The sequence below is a fragment of the Pseudoalteromonas sp. S1610 genome (assembly GCF_005887465.1).
GTDB classification, from domain to species: domain Bacteria; phylum Pseudomonadota; class Gammaproteobacteria; order Enterobacterales; family Alteromonadaceae; genus Pseudoalteromonas; species Pseudoalteromonas undina.
Window position 1 is genome coordinate 100698 of sequence record NZ_PNDI01000010.1, and the last position, 20489, is coordinate 121186.

Consider the following 20489-nt stretch of genomic DNA (forward strand, 5'->3'; position numbering starts at 1 on the left):
TTAATCGTATTTAGCTTCAAGCTCGTTGGCAGTATGAAACTTTTCGTGAGATTGTAATTGCTCATCGTATTTAACTAGGTTTTTAAAGTGCCCTAGTTGGCCAGCGTTTTTAACGATTTCAACAATAAACGACATCATAAAATCGGCACCAGTGAGAGTATCGCCCACTAAATAACGTTTGCCTTCAAGGCGGCTGTTAAAGTAGCTAATTACTTTAGCGGTTTCAGCATCGGCATAGCCCTCTAAAAATTGCGTTTTAGCACCATCTTTCTGGACAAACATTTTTAGCAGAAGAGGTAAAATTGCAGAGCTTTCTGCAAAGTGAAGCCATTGTTGATAGTCTACAAATTCTGCAGTACCTGTGGCTGGTGCAAACTTACCTTTGCCATATTTAGTGATCAGGTAATCTGTGATGGCGCCAGACTCGGCGATCACTAAGCCATCATCTTCTATAACTGGCGATTTACCCAGTGGATGCACATTTTTAAGCTCATCAGGGGCTAAAAAAGTTTCAGTATTGCGCTGGTAGGCAACAATTTCGTAATCAACCTCAAGCTCTTCTAATAACCAAATAATACGTTTAGAGCGAGATTTATTTAAATGGTGTAGTTTAATCATTTTCTTCCTTATTGAGCTGTGTTGAATTACAACACAGCCTGAATGTTATTATAGTGGGCTGTTAATCTTTACTACGGTTTTACCAAAGTTCTTCCCGCTGATCATGTCGTTAAATGCGCCGATGGTTTTTTCGAAACCATCTACAAGATGTTCGCGGTATTGAACTTTTCCGTCTTGTAGCCACTTTTGCATGTCTTGTGCAAATTCGTCATAACGATCGCCATAGTCATCAAAAATTATAAAGCCCTGCATTTTAATACGCTTAGTTAACAATTGTCCCATTAGCATACCTAATCTATCTGGGCCTTCAGGCAAGCTGGTGGCATTATATTGCGATACCAAACCACAGATAGGCACGCGTGCTGAGGTATTAAGCAAAGGTAATACGGCATCAAACACTTTTCCGCCCACATTTTCATAATAAACATCAATGCCTTGCTCACATGCTTTTTCTAACTGCTCGGCAAAGTCATCCGCTTTATGGTCAATACATGCATCAAAGCCTAGATTTTCAACAGCATGTGCACATTTTTCGCTGCCTCCGGCAACGCCTACTACTTTACAGCCTTTAATTTTAGCTATTTGACCAACCGTTGCGCCTACTGGGCCTGTAGCTGCTGCAACAACAACGGTTTCACCCGCTTTAGGTGCGCCAATATCTAGTAATCCCATGTAGGCGGTAAACCCAGGCATACCCATAATACCAAGTGCGTATGACGGATTTGTTGGCTCTTTACCTAATGACATTAAGCCCTCGCCATTTGAGATAGCGTAAGTTTGCCAGCCTGTATATGCTAATACCCATTCGCCTTCGCTAAACTTATCATTTTTAGATGATTCGACTTGGCAAACCGTTGCACCAACCATTACATCACCAATTTCTACAGGGTCGGCATACGATTTAGCATCGCTCATGCGGCCACGCATATAAGGGTCTAGTGATAAATAAATAGTACGCAGCAATACTTCACCATCTTTTAATGATGGTAACTCTACGTTTTTAAGTTCAAAATTTTCATTGGTAGGAGCGCCATGTGGGCGCGATGCTAAAGTAAATTGACGACTGGTTGTGGACATAAAAATCTCCATGATAGAGTGAAAAAACGACCTATATACCGAATGTTTAAGCTTTAAAACTATACATTGCTCAACAATAATGCGCGGATAGGTAGAAAAGATTTGTACCTTGATACACGAGCTTTGGGCGAGAGGTGGTTAATTCAACCGTCGAAAGAATTTAATTAGAACAATTACTCTGTTTTAGCACACTAAATACATGGCTATCTAAATAGTGACCATTTTTATAAATTGCTTTCTTTAAAATAGCTTCGTTATTAAAGCCATTTTTAAGCAACGCGCTCATTGAGCCAACATTACCAGCAAATACAGCCGCATGAATACGGTTTAAGTTAGTACTTTCAAACACTTCTTTAGTAATCAACTCTATGGCTTGGGTAATAATACCTTGCCCCCAATATTGCTGACTAAGCCAATAACCTATTTCGCCACTGCGGCTATACTCAAACTCACCAGGGATAACACCAATACAACCAACACATAGGCCATCAACTTCAATAGCTTTAATGATGCCACATTTTGCTCCTTCGTTTACCCACCAGTTTGCATCTGCTTGAGTATAAGGAAATGGAATTTTAGAGGACAAATAGCGAGCTACTTGTTGATCGTTCAAAATGGTGACTATTTGGCAGGTATCGTGTTGTTTAAATGCTCGTAAAGTGATCATGCTACAAATGAGTTTGTTATTATCAGCCAATAACTTAGCAAGCTTTAAACGCTTAAACAATGAAAAACAATTCATTAAAATTAAAGTGTATACAGGTATAACTTTGCTTAAAACTCTTTTAAAATGTAAAAAAACACCCAGACAGAGTCTCTATGCATCCTCATATCGAAGCCCTTTATAATAGCGCTAAAAAGCCCAGTCGTTTAATTATTGGTTTAATGAGTGGCACCTCTTTAGATGGTTTAGATGTGGCGCTATGTAAAATAACCGGTGCAGGTTTGCATACACAAATAGAGGTTAAAAATTTTACTACGGTTGAATACAGCGACGAGTATAAAACTAAAATAAAGCAGGTATTTGCCAAGCGCGAATGCGATTTAGAAGTGCTGACTTTGTTACACCCTTGGGTGGGGAAACTCCATGGTGCTATGGTTAATCAGTGTTTAATTGCATGGGGTATTGATCCTGCGAGTATTGATGCCATAGCAAGCCACGGGCAAACTATTTATCACTGTCCGCAGTCGCAGCATAACCATCATGACTTTAAGCATGGCACCTTACAAATAGGTGATAGTGACCAAATAGCCGTTACTACAGGCATTACCACTGTTGGCGATTTTAGGCAAAAGCATATTGCCGCTGGTGGAGAAGGTGCGCCGCTGGCCGTGTATGGCGATTATTTATTTTTTGCGAGCCCTGATGAAAACCGCATTTTATTAAACATGGGTGGCATTGCTAATTTAACGTTTTTACCTAAAAGCGGTGATGCTAGTAGCGTGTTTAGTAGTGACATAGGCCCAGGTAACACCATTATGGATGCCTACGTACAGTATTACTTTAAAGGAATGCATTATGATGAGGGCGCAAAGCTTGCCAAAGCGGGCAAGGTGAATGTAAAGCTGCTTAAAGCACTCAGTGATAACGCGTTTTTTAAATTACCACTACCAAAAACAACAGGGCCAGAGGTGTTTAATTTAGCCTTATTACGCGCAGCCCAAGCCCAAACCGCAACCCAAGATTTAAGCCATGAAGATGTGTTGGCGACTTTAAATACGCTCTCTGCGACTACAATTGCTAGGGCGTTAAATGACTGTGCTAAAGGGGTTCAAAACTGTGTGGTATATGCCAGTGGTGGAGGTATTCATAATCCATTATTGATGGAGCAATTACTAATACACTGCCCAAATATTAAGGCGTTTAAGAATACTGATGATTTAGGTGTTCACCCTGATGCCAAAGAGGCGGTGCTGTTTGCTATTTTGGCAAACGAATGTTTAGCAGGGCAGCGACAAAGTGCTAAAAATAAAAGAGGTGGAATTTTAGATATTACTATGGGTAAAGTGAGCTTTGCTGATTAACTAATTAAAGCTTAATGGTAAAATTTATAACAAGAGCTAAAAAAGTGAGATTAAAGCTGTTCCCATACTGGCGAGGTACTGACGAACGCGGTGCGGCTTTGGTGGGGTAATCGAAGTTACTGGTATAGTATATCCACTACCAAATTGGTTAATATGCATATCGAACTGCAAACTATTCTTTAACGTGCCGTGTTTACCGTGCAAAATCATTTGCATTACAAAACCACGACTATGCGCTATTTGGTTCAACCTAAGCGTGACCCGTCCCTGTTCTAAATCAAATTGATTGAGCTTTTTTTCTGTGTAGTACTGAGCTGCTCGTGCATTTGGTAAAGTTGCACTCAGCGAAATAATATCACCTTCATGGGCCGCTTCAGGCAAAACGCATTGCAAAGCAATTTGATGCTGGCTATTAGCATGCAATGACAGCGTTTCAAATTCCATGCTGTGACTTAATGCCGCAGACATTGGATCTTCAAATGACGGTAGTGCAAAGGTTAATTGCACCATAGATTCGCTCATGAGGGTCTTATAAAGCTTTGTTGACTAATAATGCAGCTATTATCGCTGATGATTATTGCAAAATTATGACTAAACTAAAGCGCTTGATGCAAGGGTTAATTTGACTTGCAGTTTATAACTAAAGCTATTGTTTTAAATCAATATTATATTTAATAAATAAACTATAATAGTCGCTCAATAACCTCTGCGATAAACGTAAATACAGTTTACCGGGTTCAAATGTATACGAGCCTTGTCTTAACAATAAAATAAAACACTTACCAACGTTATTGTTAATTTATTTTATTTTTAATGTTAAATAATGGGGGTTTTTTTATGTGTTTTTCTCAACTTTGCAATAAAATAGCTTGAAAAAAAACCAAGCTAGCCATAAAGTGCATTTAAGGGCCCAAATACATAACACACTACCAAACGGGTTGTGAGAAATTAGATGGCACTAATAAAAAATAATTTATGGAAACTCTTTTGTTTTTTGCTATTGGGCGGTCTAGTCCTATTAAGCGTTTTGTTGGCTTATGAATGGCGAAATATCGAAAAAGAATACCGCACAAGCTCCCAAAACCGTGTCGAATTTTCTGCGCAAGCACTTAAAAGCACCCTCAGAAATAAAGAGCTTATGCTGGATCTAATTGGCAGAGACATCCTTTCAAACAATAACTTAACCGAAAAAACATCAACAATTAAACTTCTCGACAATATTTTACTAGAAAACCCCGTGTTATTAGGCTTTGGACTGTTTAATCCCCAAGGGGAAATTATTTACTACAGCTCAAATTTAAATGCCTCAACAATGATTAATCTGAAAGAAAATGAAAAAACCCGCCAAAGTTTTTCACAAACCCTTAGCTCAGACAAAATGGTGTTAGGGCAAACTTATTTTAATCTATCGTTACAAGAATGGGTTATTCCAATAAGGAAGTCATTACGAGACAAAAGTGGCACTGTGATTGCTGTAATGACTGCAGGGATGGCGGTATCAAGAGGCGCTAAATACCTCAATATTTTGCAAAGTAATAGTGACGATTACATAATGCTAGCAAGAGAAATTGATGGTTTTATTCAATACAGTTCCGTAAAAGATGCAGATATAGCTAGCTATACAAAAACCAAAATTAAGCAGGCATTAGGGTTATCTGATAATGCTTTGATAAAGCAAACAGGCAAGGATAAAGAAATATTTAAATCCTCAGAAGAGGTGTTTAGTATTGATACACATGTAGGTGGTAAGCCTTATTTAACATCTGCAAAATTTGATAATCGCTATCAATTATGGACACTCTCAAATCGGGCAATGCAGCCAATAAAAAACGTCTTTTATTGGAAGGTATGCTGGTATTTTTTAATCTATTTACTGATTTGTACGGTGTTATATTTTGGTTTTAGGTTTATTGCTCGTGCTGAGCAAAAACGAGTTGATGAACTGTTTTACCTTTCTCGGAACGACGATTTAACAAAGTTACCCAATCGAAAAGCACTGCGTGATAGCTTTGAAGCAAAAAAAGAGACATCTTTTAGTCTAGCAATCATAAACATTACCAATTTACGCTCAATGAATAATCGCTTTGGTATGGAGTATGGCGATAAGGCAATTAAAGCCTATGCCGCAATGTTGCAAGCTACATTCGCAGTTCCATACCTAGTTTTTAGAAACAGTGGTAATGAGTTTTGCATTATTACACCGCATTTATCGGATGAGCAAAATAGGCACGCTTTTGAACAAATATTAGCATCTTCTATTGAACAATATGAAACCAAAAATACCGAACGTCCTTTAAATATGAGTGTCGGTGTGGCCAACTACCCGGAGCATGGCATAACCAAAAGTAAGCTGGTCCGTAGTGCGCATTTGGCTAATCAATGGGCAAAAGATACAGGGCAATGGCTGTGCCATTACCATGCAGATATAAAACAAGCTTATTTGCGCCGTTTAAAAGTAGAAGAGCGATTAAATGTAGCGCTAAGTGAACAATCATTCTCTATGGTCTATCAGTGCCAAGTGAATGAACAGGGAAAAATCCATGCTATGGAAGCACTTATTCGTTGGCATGACGGTGAATTGGGTATGGTTTCACCTGCCGAGTTTATTGCTATTGCAGAACAAAGTGATTTAATATTTAAAATAGGTGACTTTGTTTTAGCGCGTTCTATTAGTGAATTTGCAAAGATGCAACAACACAGCGATACCCCTCTTGAATTAGCAATCAACATTTCAGTGATGCAATTTCAAAGCAGTGCTTTCATTACAACATTATTGCAAAGCATAGAAACCCATAATGTTGCCCCGCAAAGTATAATCTTAGAAATTACAGAGTCACTGTTTATGGATAACCTTGAGCATGTGATTGATACGATAAATAGCTTAAAATCTAGAGGGATACGCTTCTCGATGGATGATTTTGGTACAGGTTATTCATCACTGAGTTTATTAAGGCGCTTACCCATAGATGAACTGAAAATAGATAAAAGCTTTGTAGATGATATTTTAATAGACCCTAAGTCTAACAGTATGGTGCAAAGTATTATCGCCATTGCCAACAGCCATAACTTAAGTGTTATAGCTGAAGGCGTGGAAGAACAGGCACAGTTTGATATGTTAGTGGATATTGGCTGTAAACGCTTTCAGGGGTATTACTTTTATAAACCAGTGGCAGCAGCCACTGTTATTGAATACCTAACGGTTAATTAACTTATCCTACAAATACTGTGGTGGCGCGACTAAGTCGGTCATTCACTGCAGCCCACTCACTGCCTACTGGCGGTTTTTCGATATAAATATTCAATGGTGTTTTCTCATCAATAAGATGCAGTGCTTTATACATATTTTTAGCGTATTCAATAGGGCAACTACTTAGCTTAGTAATACGTTCGGATGGAATGTCGCCCGCTAATAATTGCTGTTGCACTTGAGTCGAATAGATCAAATAGTGACTTTTACCCTGAGAGTTTTCACTCAAAATTTTAGCGAAATCTTCAGTATTAGCCAACATGGCTGTTGCATGAGGCTGATAATGCGCTTTTACATTACCCGGTACCACTTCGTTATGTGAATGTGGCGTGCTGACATGCAGTCCTGTTTTTTGCAAAATATCAGCTGCTGAAATTGGCCCTGGGCGTAATATGCGTAACTGCTCTGAGCTGGCCTCGACAATGGTCGATTCAATACCTACATTACATTCACCTCCTTGTAATACCGCACTAATTCGACCATTCAAATCGCGTATTACATGAGCTGCACTGATTGGGCTCAATTGCTTATAGCGATTAGCCGAGGGAGCTGCAAGACCAGTATTTAATCGTTTTAGTACCGCTAAAAATTCAGGATGCGCAGGCACGCGAAGTCCAATGGTGGGCAAGCCGCCTGTTACCGGACTGTTTAAATCATCTTTAGCATTTAAAATTAGGGTGAGTGGGCCGGGCCAAAATGCATCAGCAAGCGTGATGGCCGCCTTATTTACATTTTTTGCCCAGTGGTGCACATGCGACTGATTGGGAATATGCACAATGAGCGGGTGATTTGTTGGACGTCCTTTCGCGGTAAATATTTTCGCTACAGCATCACTATTAGTTGCATCTGCGGCTAAGCCATAAACGGTTTCTGTGGGTAAGGCAACGCATTCGCCGGCTTTTAATAGTGCCACGGCTTGGTTAATACGCTCTTCAGTATTTAATAATTGAGTTGGTTGTAATGATGTCATAATAACTCTTAAGGATTACAAAACTGGCAATATGTTGCATCGGCAACGTGTTTTTCATTAGCTTCAATATAGTTATAGCCGCAGCTATCACACAAAGACGTTGTTGATTTTACTTGTTGTGTGGGCATGTTACACAGCTCACAGGGCAAGCCTTTAGTGAGTTGTTTGGCAACAAAGTTAGCACACTGACATTGTGGACATTTTGATGCCAACCGCCTTGCTAAGTCCTCGGCAGCGAGGCGAATAATAGCTTGGCGTTGCCCACTATACATAGCTCTTAAATCAGGCGTGATTATGCCGGCTTTGGGCGCTTTCTCTTTAAATAAAGCAACCAAGCCTTCAAAGCTTAGCCCTTTATAAAGTGTTTGAGTGTCATCAAGTATCCAATTCTGCTCTTTATAGCGCTGGCATGCAGCAATAATTGATTCAACATTAGTCTCGCTGTTAATGGTTAAGCTGCTGGGTGAAAATGGCCCGCCTGCATGTCCATAAATAGCGATGTCTGTGTGTTTATCGTAAAAACAGATTACTTCTTCGTCCCAGTTCATTAACCCAGGGTATGGTCCACCTCCAAAGCTGCCTTCACTACCAAGCCCACATTGCTCGCCAGTGAGTTCACATGCGCGTTGAGCTTTTGTTAACGCCGCTATTTGGGCGCTGCAATTACGTTGCACTTCATTAGTAAACATCCCAAGCGTATCGGTATCAAATAGACTGGTTGTTACCACATTATAGCCAAGTGGCTTCAATGCAGGGGCGATAAGAGGTGCTTTTTTATGTTTAGTGGCTATGACGGCCTTTAACATTGATCATGCTCGCTCTTTAGAGGGGGCAACTGTAGTGAAGTGCCCGTTTTCAAAGCGCTCTAAGGTGTTGTCATCGCCCCAACGAATGAGTGTTAGCCAGTGGTTATCAATTAGTTCCTTCACCATAGTATGCTTGTTATAAATTGCTGCGATTGCTGATTGTGGCGCAGCAATATATACATTAAGGCGAATAGGTTCGTGCATCCATTTATCGCCATTGTGTAGCGATTGCATGGCTAAGCCTATGCGCAGGTCGCCACCGTTACCTTCAAATAAGCCAATATTACCGCCCACTGCATTGTGAAGTATTTTATTACCACTGCCGTATTTGTGATTATCGTTAACCGAGGCATTATATTGGCTATTGATCCAATGGGTGACTATCATAGGCGCAGTCATAATAAGCTCTAATATTGCAAAGTCGTTATCACTTCCCCACTCATAATCGTGTAAAAAACAGCGCCCCTGTAAGTTAATACTTCGCGTCCATGCGCGCGGCGCGACAATAAAGGCGGCATTATTTGCAAGTCCCCATTCAGGGCGCACCTGCGACCAATCGCGGGCGCGTTGATGATAAGCGTGATTAATTTCATCCGCTGATTTATCAATCAGCTTTGGCTCTATATTAACTAAGCGTTCGCGCTGAGCTGTTTGTGTTGCCACACTGAGCCATTTTTTTAGATTATCATCCAGTTGAGCATCATAGGTGGTGATCACATCTGTAGTTGTATTATGAATGGCTGCAATAAACTGGGTATTTTCTGACAGTGTGAGTCCCCGAGTTTTAAGCGCTTGACGTACTTGAGCATCGTTAAGTAGGCTTGCGAGTACTCGTACATTTACTTCACCACTTTGTCCGCCGCAGGCGCCGCAATCTAGGCCAGCACTGTGTAAGTTATTTGTTGTATGGCTAGCATGACCCACTAACATTACCTGTGGTGCCAACGCTTTTATACCTAGAGTTGTAAGCACTTTTTGGGCTAAATCGGTTTTGTCTTTTAGGGTAAGTTGCTGCTGGTTTTGTGTTAATTGCCAGTCAGTCGGAGTGCACTTTTTAGCATCGCCTTTAGATAAAAAGGTATTTTTTATTAATTTAAATGCATACAGCCAGCCTGCTGACTCAACCATAGAAAACGATGAAGGGGCCGATTTTGACCAGCTTTGCCATGTGGCACTATTTTGGCGTGATGCTTCAAGTGTCGCGTCTTTGTGAGTTTGCGTGGCATGTATAGCCGGTTTAAGTAGCCCTGGGAGCTGTGGGCGAGTAATAGCACTGCCATTTTCTTGATATTCCAGCGGTAAACCAAAAAAACCGGCAAAGCCAAACGTTTCAATATGTTGACTTTGAGACTCTAGCGCACGGCGAATCACTTCCGAGCGAACATCAATACAAAACACTGCTTGTAATTGAGCGTTTGTCACGGGGGCTTTTGTCGCGGTTTGCAGAGCCTCATTAAGCGGATATTGAAAGCTGAGTTCCATTGCTTTTGCCCACACCCATAATGACTTTTGTGCTAATTTATGTGCATGTAAGCGCTCAACAACAAGCGCCTTTTCTTGTTGCCACTGGCTTTGCAGTTGTTTAAATGTAGCACTATCGTGATCGCTCAGGTATTGCCAAATTACTAAGTCCCATGCCATGCGCATGGCTAGAAGTTGCTTCATCTCATCTGTTGGGGTGTCGTAAAGCTGACCTTGAAAACGTAAATACGCAAGCCACGATGCCCAACCGTTAATATCTAAGAGCAATGAGTGCGCGTATAACTCTAACGAGTCATTATCTATGTTAAGCGTTTTAAGAGTCAGTGCAATTAGTTCATCAGCGGATGTGGGTAATTGCTTAAAATAGCCATTTAAATGCCGTTCATCCATAACAATGCTAATGCCTTTATCAGCTTGAATAACAGTAAGCCAATGGCGATATAATTCAGATAGGGCTTTAGTATCATTACGATGCAGCATAGGGCCGAGTTGTTGATAATGTGCAGCACAAAACTGACTCAACTGATGAGTAATTTCATCATGCCAAGCCATTTTATGCTTATTACGTTGCTGGTCGAGTAAATCAGCAATGTTGTGCCAGTCTACTAATGGCACATCAACTCTAAGCGCTTGTAATAGTTGCTCTTTATTAAAGTCACTATTAAGTAGCGTTGCGGCATCGGCTAAGTGTTTGTCGGTAATTATGCCGGTGTTATATTTTTGCAGATAAAAATCTTTAGGCATTAGCATGTTGGCATTACATAAGGTATCCAGTCGTGCGCTTACATCTTCAATTGGCATATGGCGCATTTCCCAAAATGGGTTAACTGCAATCATCTGATCTAACGGCCAGTTTGGTGCTATGTAACCGCATACTTTATTAAGGAGGCTATTTTGACTGTCGCTTAGCGAGAGTGCTCTATTATCTGAAGGCGTTAGAGTGCTCATTTTGATTCCTCAATAGTGATCCCAGCGGCATGATTTTTTAAATCAGTGTGGCCATTATTAGGCAAATTTATCGGCCATATTTTTAGTGTTAATCGTGTAAACCACTCATCCAAATACAAGCCTGCAAATAATAAAGTGGATAATGACTTAACCTGAGGTCGCCAAGACTGATAACGCAAATAGTAGCTTGCTATCATTAAGGTTAAAATAAGAGCTATTACCCAACTGTCGGCTAGGCTAAATGCAGGTTCGCGCCACTGCTCAAGGGGAAGTGCAAACGCAAAGATATTTTTAGCGGCCACATAGCTAAAGACCACCAATAGTGCAATTAACAGTTTTTTACTACGTGTTTTTGCAGTAGCCGTACCATGCTGATTAGCAAGCAAAATGGTTAATGCTGATACTAAAAGCAACCAAATACTTACCGCTCCCTGATAAGAGCTAATAACCCATGCTGCGCCAACTATTATTATTGAAATTAACGCACCTGTTAACCAAGCAAAGCATGTGGGTGATTGTTTTGGAATATGGCGGCGGATAAGATCTTCATTTACGCCATTACCTGAGTTTAAAAATGCGAAAGCTTTATAAGTCGAATGGGTAACAAGGTGAAGCAGAGCCAGTTCAAATAACCCCAGCGCACACTCTACCAGCATCAACCCCATTTGCGCACTAGTAGACCAAGCAAGCCGAACTTTAACGCTTATTCGGGTGGTCATTATTAATGCGCTGATCACCGTAGTTAAACCTGCAGCAATTAAAATTAACCATTGTGCTGCGCTAGCTTGAATAAACAAAGGCGCAAATAGAATTAATAAAAAGCCTCCTAAATTAATGACTCCGGCATGTAATAAAGCGCTCACCGGTGTGGGTACTTCAACCACTTTAATTAGCCAGCCGTGTATTGGGAGTTGAGCGCATTTTATTAAAGCCGCAAAGGCAATTAAAAAAGCAGCGACTTGCTCTGCAAAAGACAATGGTTGTGTGGTGGAGTGATAAAAGGCGGTTATATCAGTTATGTACAGACTATTGTGAATGAACCACAAAATACCAAATGCAATCAGTAATAAGGATTCGGCAACACGTGCCACAATAAATTTTTTATGGGCGGCAAGCACCGCTCGTGGGCGCTCAGGGTAAAACATTAATAGTTTATGTAGTGCTAAACTTATCGCCACCCAGCCTAGCCAAAATAGCGCTAAGTGGTTGCTCATAACCACAACTAATACGGCAGTGATGGTAAGTAATAGCCATCGCCAAAAGTAGTTTACACGTGGCTCACCTTGCATATAGTGCTTACAAAAGCGAATCAATATCAGCGTGATAAATAATATAAGCCCCAGCATAATAATTCGGGTCATGGTCAGCGATAAGAAACTGAGTAAATCAAAAGCATAAATTTGATGAAGCGTAATAGCTGTTATAAATGCAAGGCTATTAAACATCATTACTTTAAACAGTACATGACCATTTGAAGCGCGCGATTGTTGGCCAATTAACCAGGCTGCTATAAATGTGCTCAAAGGCATTATTAGCAGTAACAACGAAATAATATACTCACTCATTCAGTGCTCCTTATTTAGTGATCAAAGTATGGCAAACTAGATAACTAAATAAAAATAGATATAATGCATATAAATGTTCTATAAAAGAGAACAATAATGAGCCGTTTAAATTATCATCACTTATATTATTTTTGGTCGGTTGCTCGTATTGGTAACTTAACCCAAGCCGCGAAAGAGCTGCATTTGTCACAGTCAGCGCTCTCTACGCAAATAAAACAATTAGAGCACACCATTAATATTGAGTTATTTGAACGTAAAGGCCGCACACTCGCATTAACCGATATGGGAAAGCGGGTGCAAATGTACGCCAACGATATATTCACCAAAGGGGAAGAACTGTCTTCTTTTATTCATAAAGGGGTGATTTCCCAAACTCAGCATTTATCAATCGGGGTGCTCAATACGCTCTCTCGTAACTTTATCGAAGAATTTATTAACCCCTTAATGAGCAATGACGAAGTACGATTTTCACTGACTGCAGGGCGTATGGATGGGCTGCTAAATGGTTTGGCAGAGCACGAACTGGATTTAGTTTTAACCAATAAACCCATCGGGCTTGAGCACTACGATCAGCTTTGGCAAAGTCAGTTGGTATCTCGTCAGCCATTAGCTATAGTTGGCCCAGCTGATAAAAAAATACGTGGCCAATTTCCAACAGGTTACACGGATGCACAGTGGGTGTTACCCGCTAAAACCTCAGCTATTAGAGACTCATTTAATGCTTTGTGTGCTCGTTGGCAGTATCAGCCAAAAATAAAAGCAGAGGCTGATGATATGGCTATGCTGCGATTACTTGCCCGTGATAGTGGTGCGTTATCGGTATTGCCATCAGTTGTAGTAAAGGATGAAATAGAACAAGGCCTACTAGTTGAATATCAGCGTTTACCCGATGCTTTCGAACACTTCTATGCCATTACCGCGCAGCGAAAATTTGTACCAGACATATTAAAGTCGCTGCTTGCCAAAACCTGCTAATTACTTTTAAAAAATGTTTTTTGCGTTAATACTTTATATTTGAATAATAAAAAAATAATTAAAGCTTTTAATTCGTTGGCCGATACCGTACTTATATTGTACTAAAGATTAAGGATAATCATGGTTAATAAACTACAAGGCAATTATGCTAACTTAAATGCGTTGCTTGCCCAATCGGTCAATAATTCAAACCAAACCAGTATGCCCACAGGTTTGCAATCGCGTGCTCACTTAGCGCCAAGTTCGGCAACAATCACTGATGAAATGCTTAGTCAGTTTAGTGACCAACAAGTCGATGAAATACTTAATCAGCAATTATCCTCGTTACTCACGATTTCCAGCGCACCCAGTGGCTCAAATTATAAGCTCTCTAGTGAAGAGGTTGCACTACGTTCGGTAATAAGCTCTCAGCAAGAGGGCTTATTAAAAAACGAACGTAGCGATCAGTTAATTGAGCGCTTAAATTCTTCTGTAAAAAATATCCAAGGTGCTTATGCCAACACTAGCGATATTTTATCAAACTTGGGGCAACTGGGATTTAATCAAAAAACATTTTTAGCATCTAGCCAACAGCGTGTTGAACGCTCACTTAATCCTTTCATGGAAAGCTTTAATCGCGAGCGATTTGAAGACGATGATAACTATGGGTTTGAGCTTTCGGTAAAAACCAAAGAAGGTGATGTTATTAAAATCACCTTTCATTCTGCGCAAGGTTATGATGAGGAAACAGGCGAAACCACTGACGAATTTAGCATAAGTTATGAAGTAGATGGCGACTTATCTGAGACTGAACACCAAGCATTAAGGCAAGTACTTTCTGGTGTTGGAGAAATGGCGGATGAATTTTTTAAGGCTAAACAAAGCGCTTACAGTCGTTACGTACCCGCAAACCAAGCTGATTTAGATTTAAGTTTTCTGAGCAATTTTGATAATAAAGAACTTTCGGGTTTTGATTTGTACTTTTCAACGTCAGAGGGAAATACTGGCGATGCTGATGGAGCGCTCCTTGGAATAGATAATGAGCTTAATTTAAGTTATACCCTTGATGAGGATTCTGAGCAGCAAATACTGGAGTTTGAATCGGTAAACGGACAAAACAATATTGATTTTTCGCTTGATATGTCAACCATTGGCGCTCAAGACAAAAGCCAAATGCAACAATACATAAAAGCGCTCGATAAAAGCTTAGAAGATAGCCAGCTCAATAGCTCTGAGAAAAGTACACGTTCTGCGTTTGGTCACAAAAGTGATGAAGTGATGAAACAAGGGTTGGCTGTTTTTAAAAGTGCGTTTAGTAGTATGTCATCAGCTGCTGAGCGCTATAGTGAAATTGAGTCGGTTGCTACAAAGCAGTTTAGTAATGGACGCGAGCTTGTCGCTAATTTAGTTGACAATATGATCACCAAAGATCCGCGCTACCAAGGGCTAGGTAGTAGTAATAAAAATTCCTTAGGTGATGGTATTTCTAAGTTAGCTGATTTTGATGCAAAATTCTCTTTTGCAATGGATCAGGGGGATTACATAGCAACAAGCACCACAAAGCTGAGTCAAAATACAGAACACCAAAAATCAGCAGGGTTAACTGGGGTTACTCAAGATAAAACGGCGAGCACGCGTTTTAATTATGAAGAAGGTAACCGCTCAGACATCCCTCCTGATTATTATGATAAACAAGAAAATTACACTATTGGTACCGCTGTAAAAAATAACGAATTAGTTGCCCTTGATCAGTCTCATGAGGTGGATGTAGATAAAAAAGTGTATCAGTTTAATCCCGAAATATCTCAATACGAGCTAAAAAAGGAATTGAAAGAAACATCCACCAGTGAGAGTAATATTCGTCTTATTAACGATATTTGGCTCGAGAAAAATGAAGATAGTCATCGTATGGATGAAAGAAAACGACTCAGTGGTGTGGGGGCGTCGAACGAGTTTAGAACAACATCGAGTTATTCACATACGCAATTAGTAACGTTAATCGGTGATTTAGATAAATTAGAACAAAACAAAGAAGTCAAACGTGAGTACTTAGCCGTTTTATCACAAGTGGATGATTTTATGGATAAAAGCAAGTAACTTTTATTTACTTAAGCTCGATTGTGGGTATAGTAACTAAAACACTATTGAAGTATAAGATTATGTTTAAACAATTAATTTTACTTTTAATGTTGAGTTTACCACTGGCAGTGAATGCAACGCTCAAACCACACTCGGACGCTATTTCTGCTAAGCGTTTATTAAGCGAGCACGATAAATTTGCTAAACAATACCAAACATTTTCGCCCACACCGCAAGACGTTGCATTGATGCAAAAACTAGCAGGTAAAGAGGTGTTAGTGCTTTTAGGTACGTGGTGTCATGACAGTGCCCGTGAAGTACCTCGATTTATAAAGTTACTCGATGAATCGAAGGTTAAACTTTCGAAAATAACCTTTGTTACAGTCGGTTATGATAAACGTGATGAGGTAGGTATTGCTCTAGCGCATGACTTACAATATACCCCCACTTTTGTTGTTAAGCATAACGGGGTTGAAGTTAACCGCGTAGTAGAAAAACCCAGCGGCACTCTCGCCCAAGGTTTAACCTTAGGCTTATAACGAGAGTCAGCTAGCCAATATCATGTTCGAGGTTTTATTTTTACACTGGCCAATCAGCGGCGTCTAAGTCATCTAATTGTGCATCGCAATGCTCATTTCCTTGCCACTTGGCAATGTATACACCGTGCGGATCATATTGCTGGGTTTGTTTTTGCAAATTAAAGTGACGTCCGCCGCGCGGATCAACACCAACTCCAGCAATATATTGCCAATTACCCCAATTCGACGCCACATCGTAATCGATTAACTGTTGCTCAAAGTAAGCCGCACCATAACGCCAGTCTAGTTGTAGTTCGTTTACTAAACAGCTAGCAACGATTTGTCTTGAGCGATTGCTAATAAAGCCCGTTGCGTTTAGCTCTTTCATAATGGCATTAACTAACGGGTAAGGTGTACTGCCTTGGCACCATTTAGCAAAACGATTCGGGCTAAACGTGGTAAGTGGCGAGCTTTGTTTCTTACCTTTAAAGGTAAATAACTGATGCTTAACATTAATCGCATGCCACTTGAAATACTCACGCCAGAGCAATTCAAACTTGATCCAGTAAGTTGACTCATTTGCTCCATACTGCGTTTCATAAGCATCTACTGCACAAAAAATTTGCTTGGCACTAATACAGCCAAAAGCCAGCCAACTACTAAATTTTGTTGAGTTATCAAAGCCATCTAGCTCATTGCGAGTGATTTTATAGCTACTCGGTAAAGCCGATGAAAAGTACTGCTGGCAGTGCTCAAGCGCAGCCTGATGCCCACCAAGTAATTGTGTATTCCCTGTTGCTGGCTTTTCTATCGGTTGTTTTGCGCAAAGTATAATAGGTGGAGGCAATCTTGCCGCTGAAAATGTATGTGTGGCTAAACTAATTTCTGCCGCTTCGATCTTTTTTCTAAAAGGTGTAAAGCCGGTTGGTAAATTAGCTAGTTCAAAGGGCAGTTGCTGTTGTTGATATAAAGTATCTTGCATCACAGATTTAAATACCACAGTCGTGCATTTTGACTTAAGAGCACTAATTTGGCGCTGTTCATATACACCTATTTGCTGGCTATATACAACTTCGTCAATGCTAAGCTCATTAATACGCTGTGTTAATACCTCAACTGGATCGCCTTCAATAATATGTAAAGTTTGGCCAAGCTCTAAAACAGACTCCTGTAGCTCATATAGGCTTTGCATTAAAAAGCGTTGTTTGTGGACACCATAGGGTTTTTGTTGGTAGTTATTGCTTTTAAACCAAGCAGGGTTAATCACAAAGACCAGGTCCAACTCACATTGTTGTTGTGATAAATCATTGAGTATGGGGTTGTCGTCAATGCGCAAATCATTTTGCAGCCAATACAGAATACGTTTTTTCATACTTATGCTCTGGTTTTTAAAATCATTTATTTTACGAAGCAAAAACGGGTAGGGATTAGTTTTGAGGTGTTTAATAGGGCTTTAAAAAGAGGCGATAACAATACCGCCTCTTACTTTGTTCTCGTTGTATCCTAGAGAACTAATTTTTGCTGTGCTATCCAGTCGTTAATTACATCTTCAAGTACCGCCATAGGAAGTGAACCTTGACCAATAACGGTGTCGTGAAAGCTGCGTATATCAAATTTAGCGCCTAGCTGTTTTTCGGCTTTTGCACGCAGTTCGCGTATTTTAATTTCGCCCATTTTGTATGAAAGCGCTTGGCCTGGCCATGAAATATAGCGGTCTATTTGATCTTCCACGGCGCTTTGTGGCAAGGCGGTATGATCAGCCAAATAATCAATCGCCTTTTGGCGGCTCCAGCCAAAGGCATGAATGCCGGTATCAACCACTAAGCGCACTGCGCGCCACATTTCGTAGCCTAAACGACCAAAGTCACTGTATGGACTTTGGTAAAAGCCCGCTTCTTTACCTAAACGCTCTGTATAAAGTGCCCAGCCCTCGCCAAATGCTGAGTGACTCAGTGTGCGTCTAAATTCAGGAACGTCTAACTCCATTGCAATGGCGTTTTGTAAATGATGCCCAGGAATAGCTTCGTGCAGGCTAAGTGCTTCTAAATTATATAAAGGCTGCAATTTAGGTGTTGAGGCTAAAAAGTAAGTGCCAGGTGAGCGGTTATCTGGCGGTGGCATATAAAACGCACCACGACTCGCTGAGCCTTTTATAGTAAAGGTGTTACGCGGTAAATGGCCAAAGTAAGTGGGGAGTTTGCCATACATTTTTTGCGTTATAAAAGCGGTTTTTTCTAGCAAGTCTTGGGCGTCTTTTGCGTAAAATTGCTCATCGGTTGCTAAAAATTTTAAAAAGTCGCTGTAGCTGCCTTCAAAACCAACGCTATCAATAATGGCTTGCATTTGTGCTTTAATGCGCGCCACTTCTTTTAGACCAAGTTCATGAATTTGTTTAGGAGTAGCATTAGTGGTGGTGTAATAATTAACCGTGTAATTGTAGTAATCAAGGCCCCCTTTAATACTTGCAATACCCGGCTGAGCTCTACAATGTGGCATGTATTCATTTTTAAAAAAGTCGTAAAAGTGCTGATAAGCAGGAACTACTTTTTCTTCAATTAATGTTTTAGCTTTATTTTGGTAAGTTTCTTTTTGCGCTGCAGTAAATGTATTAGGGATGCGAGTAAATGGCTCATATAAGGCGCTATTCTCAGGTTGTTTAACTATATGAGCGCTAATGCTTTGGCTGTAATTTTCAAAGGTTTTACAATAATGAGTAAACCCTGTTTTTATACCTTGTTTCATTAAATCAATATTTTGCTGATTAAAGCGCGGGTAATCACCAAGGCTGATTAAAAATGCGTTGTAATCATCAGCGGTTAAAAAGGCCATGTTAGCCGGCGCTTCTGAAAAGTAAGTATGCCAGCCACTTAAAAAATTAACCGGAAAATACTTATCTTGATAAAGGTAGCTTTGTTGCTCTGTTTCTCGCTCATATTTAAATAAGCGGTAGTTTATTAGCTGCTCGTTGTTGAGTGTTTTTGGGTCAATGCTGGCTAAGCTTTTTAGTACGCTGTTGTTATAAGCTTGGCGCTTAGCAATGGCTTGCTCGCTCCAATTTGGTAATGTGCCGTTTGGTTTCCAACCGTCTGGGTCGGTTCTAAAAAATATTTTTTCTGCTTTCGCATTTTCCCAATGGTTATCAATAATGGTTGTTAAGTCGCTGCTACTGTCGGCTAAGCTTGGCAGCGAGGTGGCTGCTAAACAAATAGCTAAAATTGTTTTTTTAAACATGTTGAATTTCACTTTTTAGAGTTTTAATTGTTATTCATGCGCGTGCCTATTTTACGATAATAACAAGTTCACTCAATTAATGCGTTGGTTTTTAACAGCAGTCTAGCTTATTGTTTTACTGGTGTTTAAAATAAAACATATTGGAGTAGCGATATTTAATAACGTATTTTGCTAACTGATAAGGCGAATAGCCAACACCCAAATATTTATTGAGCATTTCATGCTTAGCTTTGCAGGTTCGAAATCCGATTATGATGAAGAAAAATGGATTGGGATTACTCGCTGTACTTGGAAAAAAATGTCAGATAATGCACATGAGTTTGTATTGGCAGGTCACACACCACTAATTGGCCTGATACACAAAGCGTTAGAATAACTATTTAACTTTAGGTATTAAAATAAAAAGGATTTTGAAAATGTTGTGTCCTCGTACGAATACACCATTGGAGTCTATATTAGTTGGCGGTATCACTGTTTATACATCGTCGTTAGGAGGCGTTTTTTTCGATAACAGCCAAATTTTTAAATTTAGCTCGCCAGAGTTAAAACATGGTCAGGTTTTACTTAAGTATTTAAGTAATTATGCCGAAGGTGAGGGTGAAGTCGCAATGCGAGTAAATTGCCCTAAATGCCCAAGCATAGTGATGATGCGTAGGTATTTTTCACCGCTAAAAGCAGTTGAAATAGATGAGTGCCCTAGCTGTGCGGGAATATGGCTTGATAGTGGCGAATTAAGCAAAATACATGAAAACCATTTAACACCCAAAGAACGAAAACTGCTAGCCCACGAAATGGCCACCAATCATGGGTTTATAACTATTAAAACGCCAAAATCGAAATATTATCCTAAAGCGCCTAAAAACCTTCAAGGCACCACAGTTGAACGGCTGGTGCAATTGGCATTACTTAATTTTGAATCATAAAAAACGGCGTACTATAAAGTACACCGTTTTATTAAACTGACTTAAT

The 20489-nt window shown here is 40.0% G+C and carries 16 protein-coding genes and 1 pseudogene; 7 read left to right on the forward strand and 10 right to left on the reverse strand.

Features of this window, described 5'->3' with window-relative positions; translation table 11 throughout:
• From CWB77_RS05225 to CWB77_RS05235, 3 genes are all read right to left on the reverse strand, one after another.
• Nucleotides 1–618, reverse strand: a complete 618-nt coding sequence (locus CWB77_RS05225; protein ID WP_138605766.1) for a glutathione S-transferase family protein — start codon at nucleotides 616–618, stop codon at nucleotides 1–3.
• Nucleotides 619–666: 48 nt separating this feature from the next.
• On the reverse strand, nucleotides 667–1695 hold the full coding sequence (curA, locus tag CWB77_RS05230) for an NADPH-dependent curcumin/dihydrocurcumin reductase (RefSeq protein WP_138621661.1): 1029 nt from the start codon (nucleotides 1693–1695) through the stop codon (nucleotides 667–669).
• A 160-nt stretch (nucleotides 1696–1855) separates the two neighbouring features.
• Nucleotides 1856–2362 (reverse strand): GNAT family N-acetyltransferase, encoded by a 507-nt coding sequence (locus CWB77_RS05235; protein WP_055011550.1) that lies wholly within the window; start codon nucleotides 2360–2362, stop codon nucleotides 1856–1858.
• A 152-nt stretch (nucleotides 2363–2514) separates the two neighbouring features.
• Between CWB77_RS05235 and CWB77_RS05240 the strand changes: the two genes are divergently transcribed.
• A complete protein-coding gene (locus CWB77_RS05240; RefSeq protein WP_138621663.1) occupies nucleotides 2515–3720 on the forward strand; it encodes an anhydro-N-acetylmuramic acid kinase in 1206 nt (401 codons plus the stop codon).
• A gap of 36 nt (nucleotides 3721–3756) precedes the next feature.
• On the opposite strand, the gene CWB77_RS05245 is transcribed toward CWB77_RS05240, so the two are convergent.
• Complete coding sequence (locus CWB77_RS05245) at nucleotides 3757–4242, reverse strand: hypothetical protein (RefSeq protein ID WP_008114385.1); 486 nt, start codon at nucleotides 4240–4242, stop codon at nucleotides 3757–3759.
• A 430-nt stretch (nucleotides 4243–4672) separates the two neighbouring features.
• On the opposite strand from CWB77_RS05245, the gene CWB77_RS05250 reads away from it, so the two are divergent.
• The gene (locus CWB77_RS05250; protein WP_055011549.1) at nucleotides 4673–6928 is read left to right on the forward strand and encodes a bifunctional diguanylate cyclase/phosphodiesterase; all 2256 of its coding nucleotides are present in this window, start codon (nucleotides 4673–4675) and stop codon (nucleotides 6926–6928) included.
• A gap of 1 nt (nucleotide 6929) precedes the next feature.
• Here the strand turns inward: CWB77_RS05250 and CWB77_RS05255 are convergent, their stop codons facing one another.
• From CWB77_RS05255 to CWB77_RS05270, 4 genes are read right to left on the reverse strand one after another with little or no spacing between them, the layout of a single operon-like run.
• Nucleotides 6930–7937 (reverse strand): L-threonylcarbamoyladenylate synthase, encoded by a 1008-nt coding sequence (locus CWB77_RS05255; RefSeq protein ID WP_138621665.1) that lies wholly within the window; start codon nucleotides 7935–7937, stop codon nucleotides 6930–6932.
• Between the two features lie 8 nt (nucleotides 7938–7945).
• Nucleotides 7946–8743, reverse strand: coding sequence for a DUF6671 family protein (locus CWB77_RS05260; RefSeq protein WP_138621667.1), 798 nt, complete (start codon nucleotides 8741–8743; stop codon nucleotides 7946–7948).
• A gap of 3 nt (nucleotides 8744–8746) precedes the next feature.
• The gene (locus CWB77_RS05265; RefSeq protein ID WP_138621669.1) at nucleotides 8747–11173 is read right to left on the reverse strand and encodes a YbcC family protein; all 2427 of its coding nucleotides are present in this window, start codon (nucleotides 11171–11173) and stop codon (nucleotides 8747–8749) included.
• Nucleotides 11170–12738 (reverse strand): NADH-quinone oxidoreductase subunit L, encoded by a 1569-nt coding sequence (locus CWB77_RS05270; protein WP_138621671.1) that lies wholly within the window; start codon nucleotides 12736–12738, stop codon nucleotides 11170–11172. Before CWB77_RS05270 ends, CWB77_RS05265 begins: the two co-directional genes overlap by 4 nt.
• Before the next feature lie 96 nt (nucleotides 12739–12834).
• Here CWB77_RS05270 and CWB77_RS05275 point away from each other — a divergent pair, with 96 nt between their 5' ends.
• The 3 genes from CWB77_RS05275 (at nucleotide 12835) to CWB77_RS05285 (ending at nucleotide 16310) form a co-directional block, all read left to right on the forward strand.
• Nucleotides 12835–13713: a LysR family transcriptional regulator gene (locus CWB77_RS05275; protein WP_138621673.1), complete on the forward strand. Its 879-nt coding sequence runs from the start codon at nucleotides 12835–12837 to the stop codon at nucleotides 13711–13713.
• Nucleotides 13714–13833: 120 nt separating this feature from the next.
• Nucleotides 13834–15789, forward strand: coding sequence for a hypothetical protein (locus CWB77_RS05280; protein ID WP_138621675.1), 1956 nt, complete (start codon nucleotides 13834–13836; stop codon nucleotides 15787–15789).
• A gap of 62 nt (nucleotides 15790–15851) precedes the next feature.
• A complete protein-coding gene (locus tag CWB77_RS05285) occupies nucleotides 15852–16310 on the forward strand; it encodes a TlpA family protein disulfide reductase (protein WP_138621677.1) in 459 nt (152 codons plus the stop codon).
• Between the two features lie 40 nt (nucleotides 16311–16350).
• Here CWB77_RS05285 and CWB77_RS05290 read toward each other — a convergent pair whose 3' ends face one another.
• Nucleotides 16351–17661 carry a DASH family cryptochrome gene (locus tag CWB77_RS05290; protein WP_008109580.1) on the reverse strand — a complete coding sequence of 437 codons (1311 nt, stop codon included), beginning with the start codon at nucleotides 17659–17661 and terminating at the stop codon, nucleotides 16351–16353.
• Between the two features lie 131 nt (nucleotides 17662–17792).
• Nucleotides 17793–19520, reverse strand: a complete 1728-nt coding sequence (locus tag CWB77_RS05295; RefSeq protein WP_138621679.1) for a DUF885 domain-containing protein — start codon at nucleotides 19518–19520, stop codon at nucleotides 17793–17795.
• A gap of 202 nt (nucleotides 19521–19722) precedes the next feature.
• Between CWB77_RS05295 and CWB77_RS18785 the strand changes: the two are divergent.
• Nucleotides 19723–19896: pseudogene (locus tag CWB77_RS18785) on the forward strand (DUF4202 domain-containing protein); the annotation flags it as partial.
• Nucleotides 19897–19936: 40 nt separating this feature from the next.
• Nucleotides 19937–20443 (forward strand): TFIIB-type zinc ribbon-containing protein, encoded by a 507-nt coding sequence (locus CWB77_RS05305; protein WP_010389445.1) that lies wholly within the window; start codon nucleotides 19937–19939, stop codon nucleotides 20441–20443.
• Nucleotides 20444–20489: the final 46 nt, after the last annotated feature.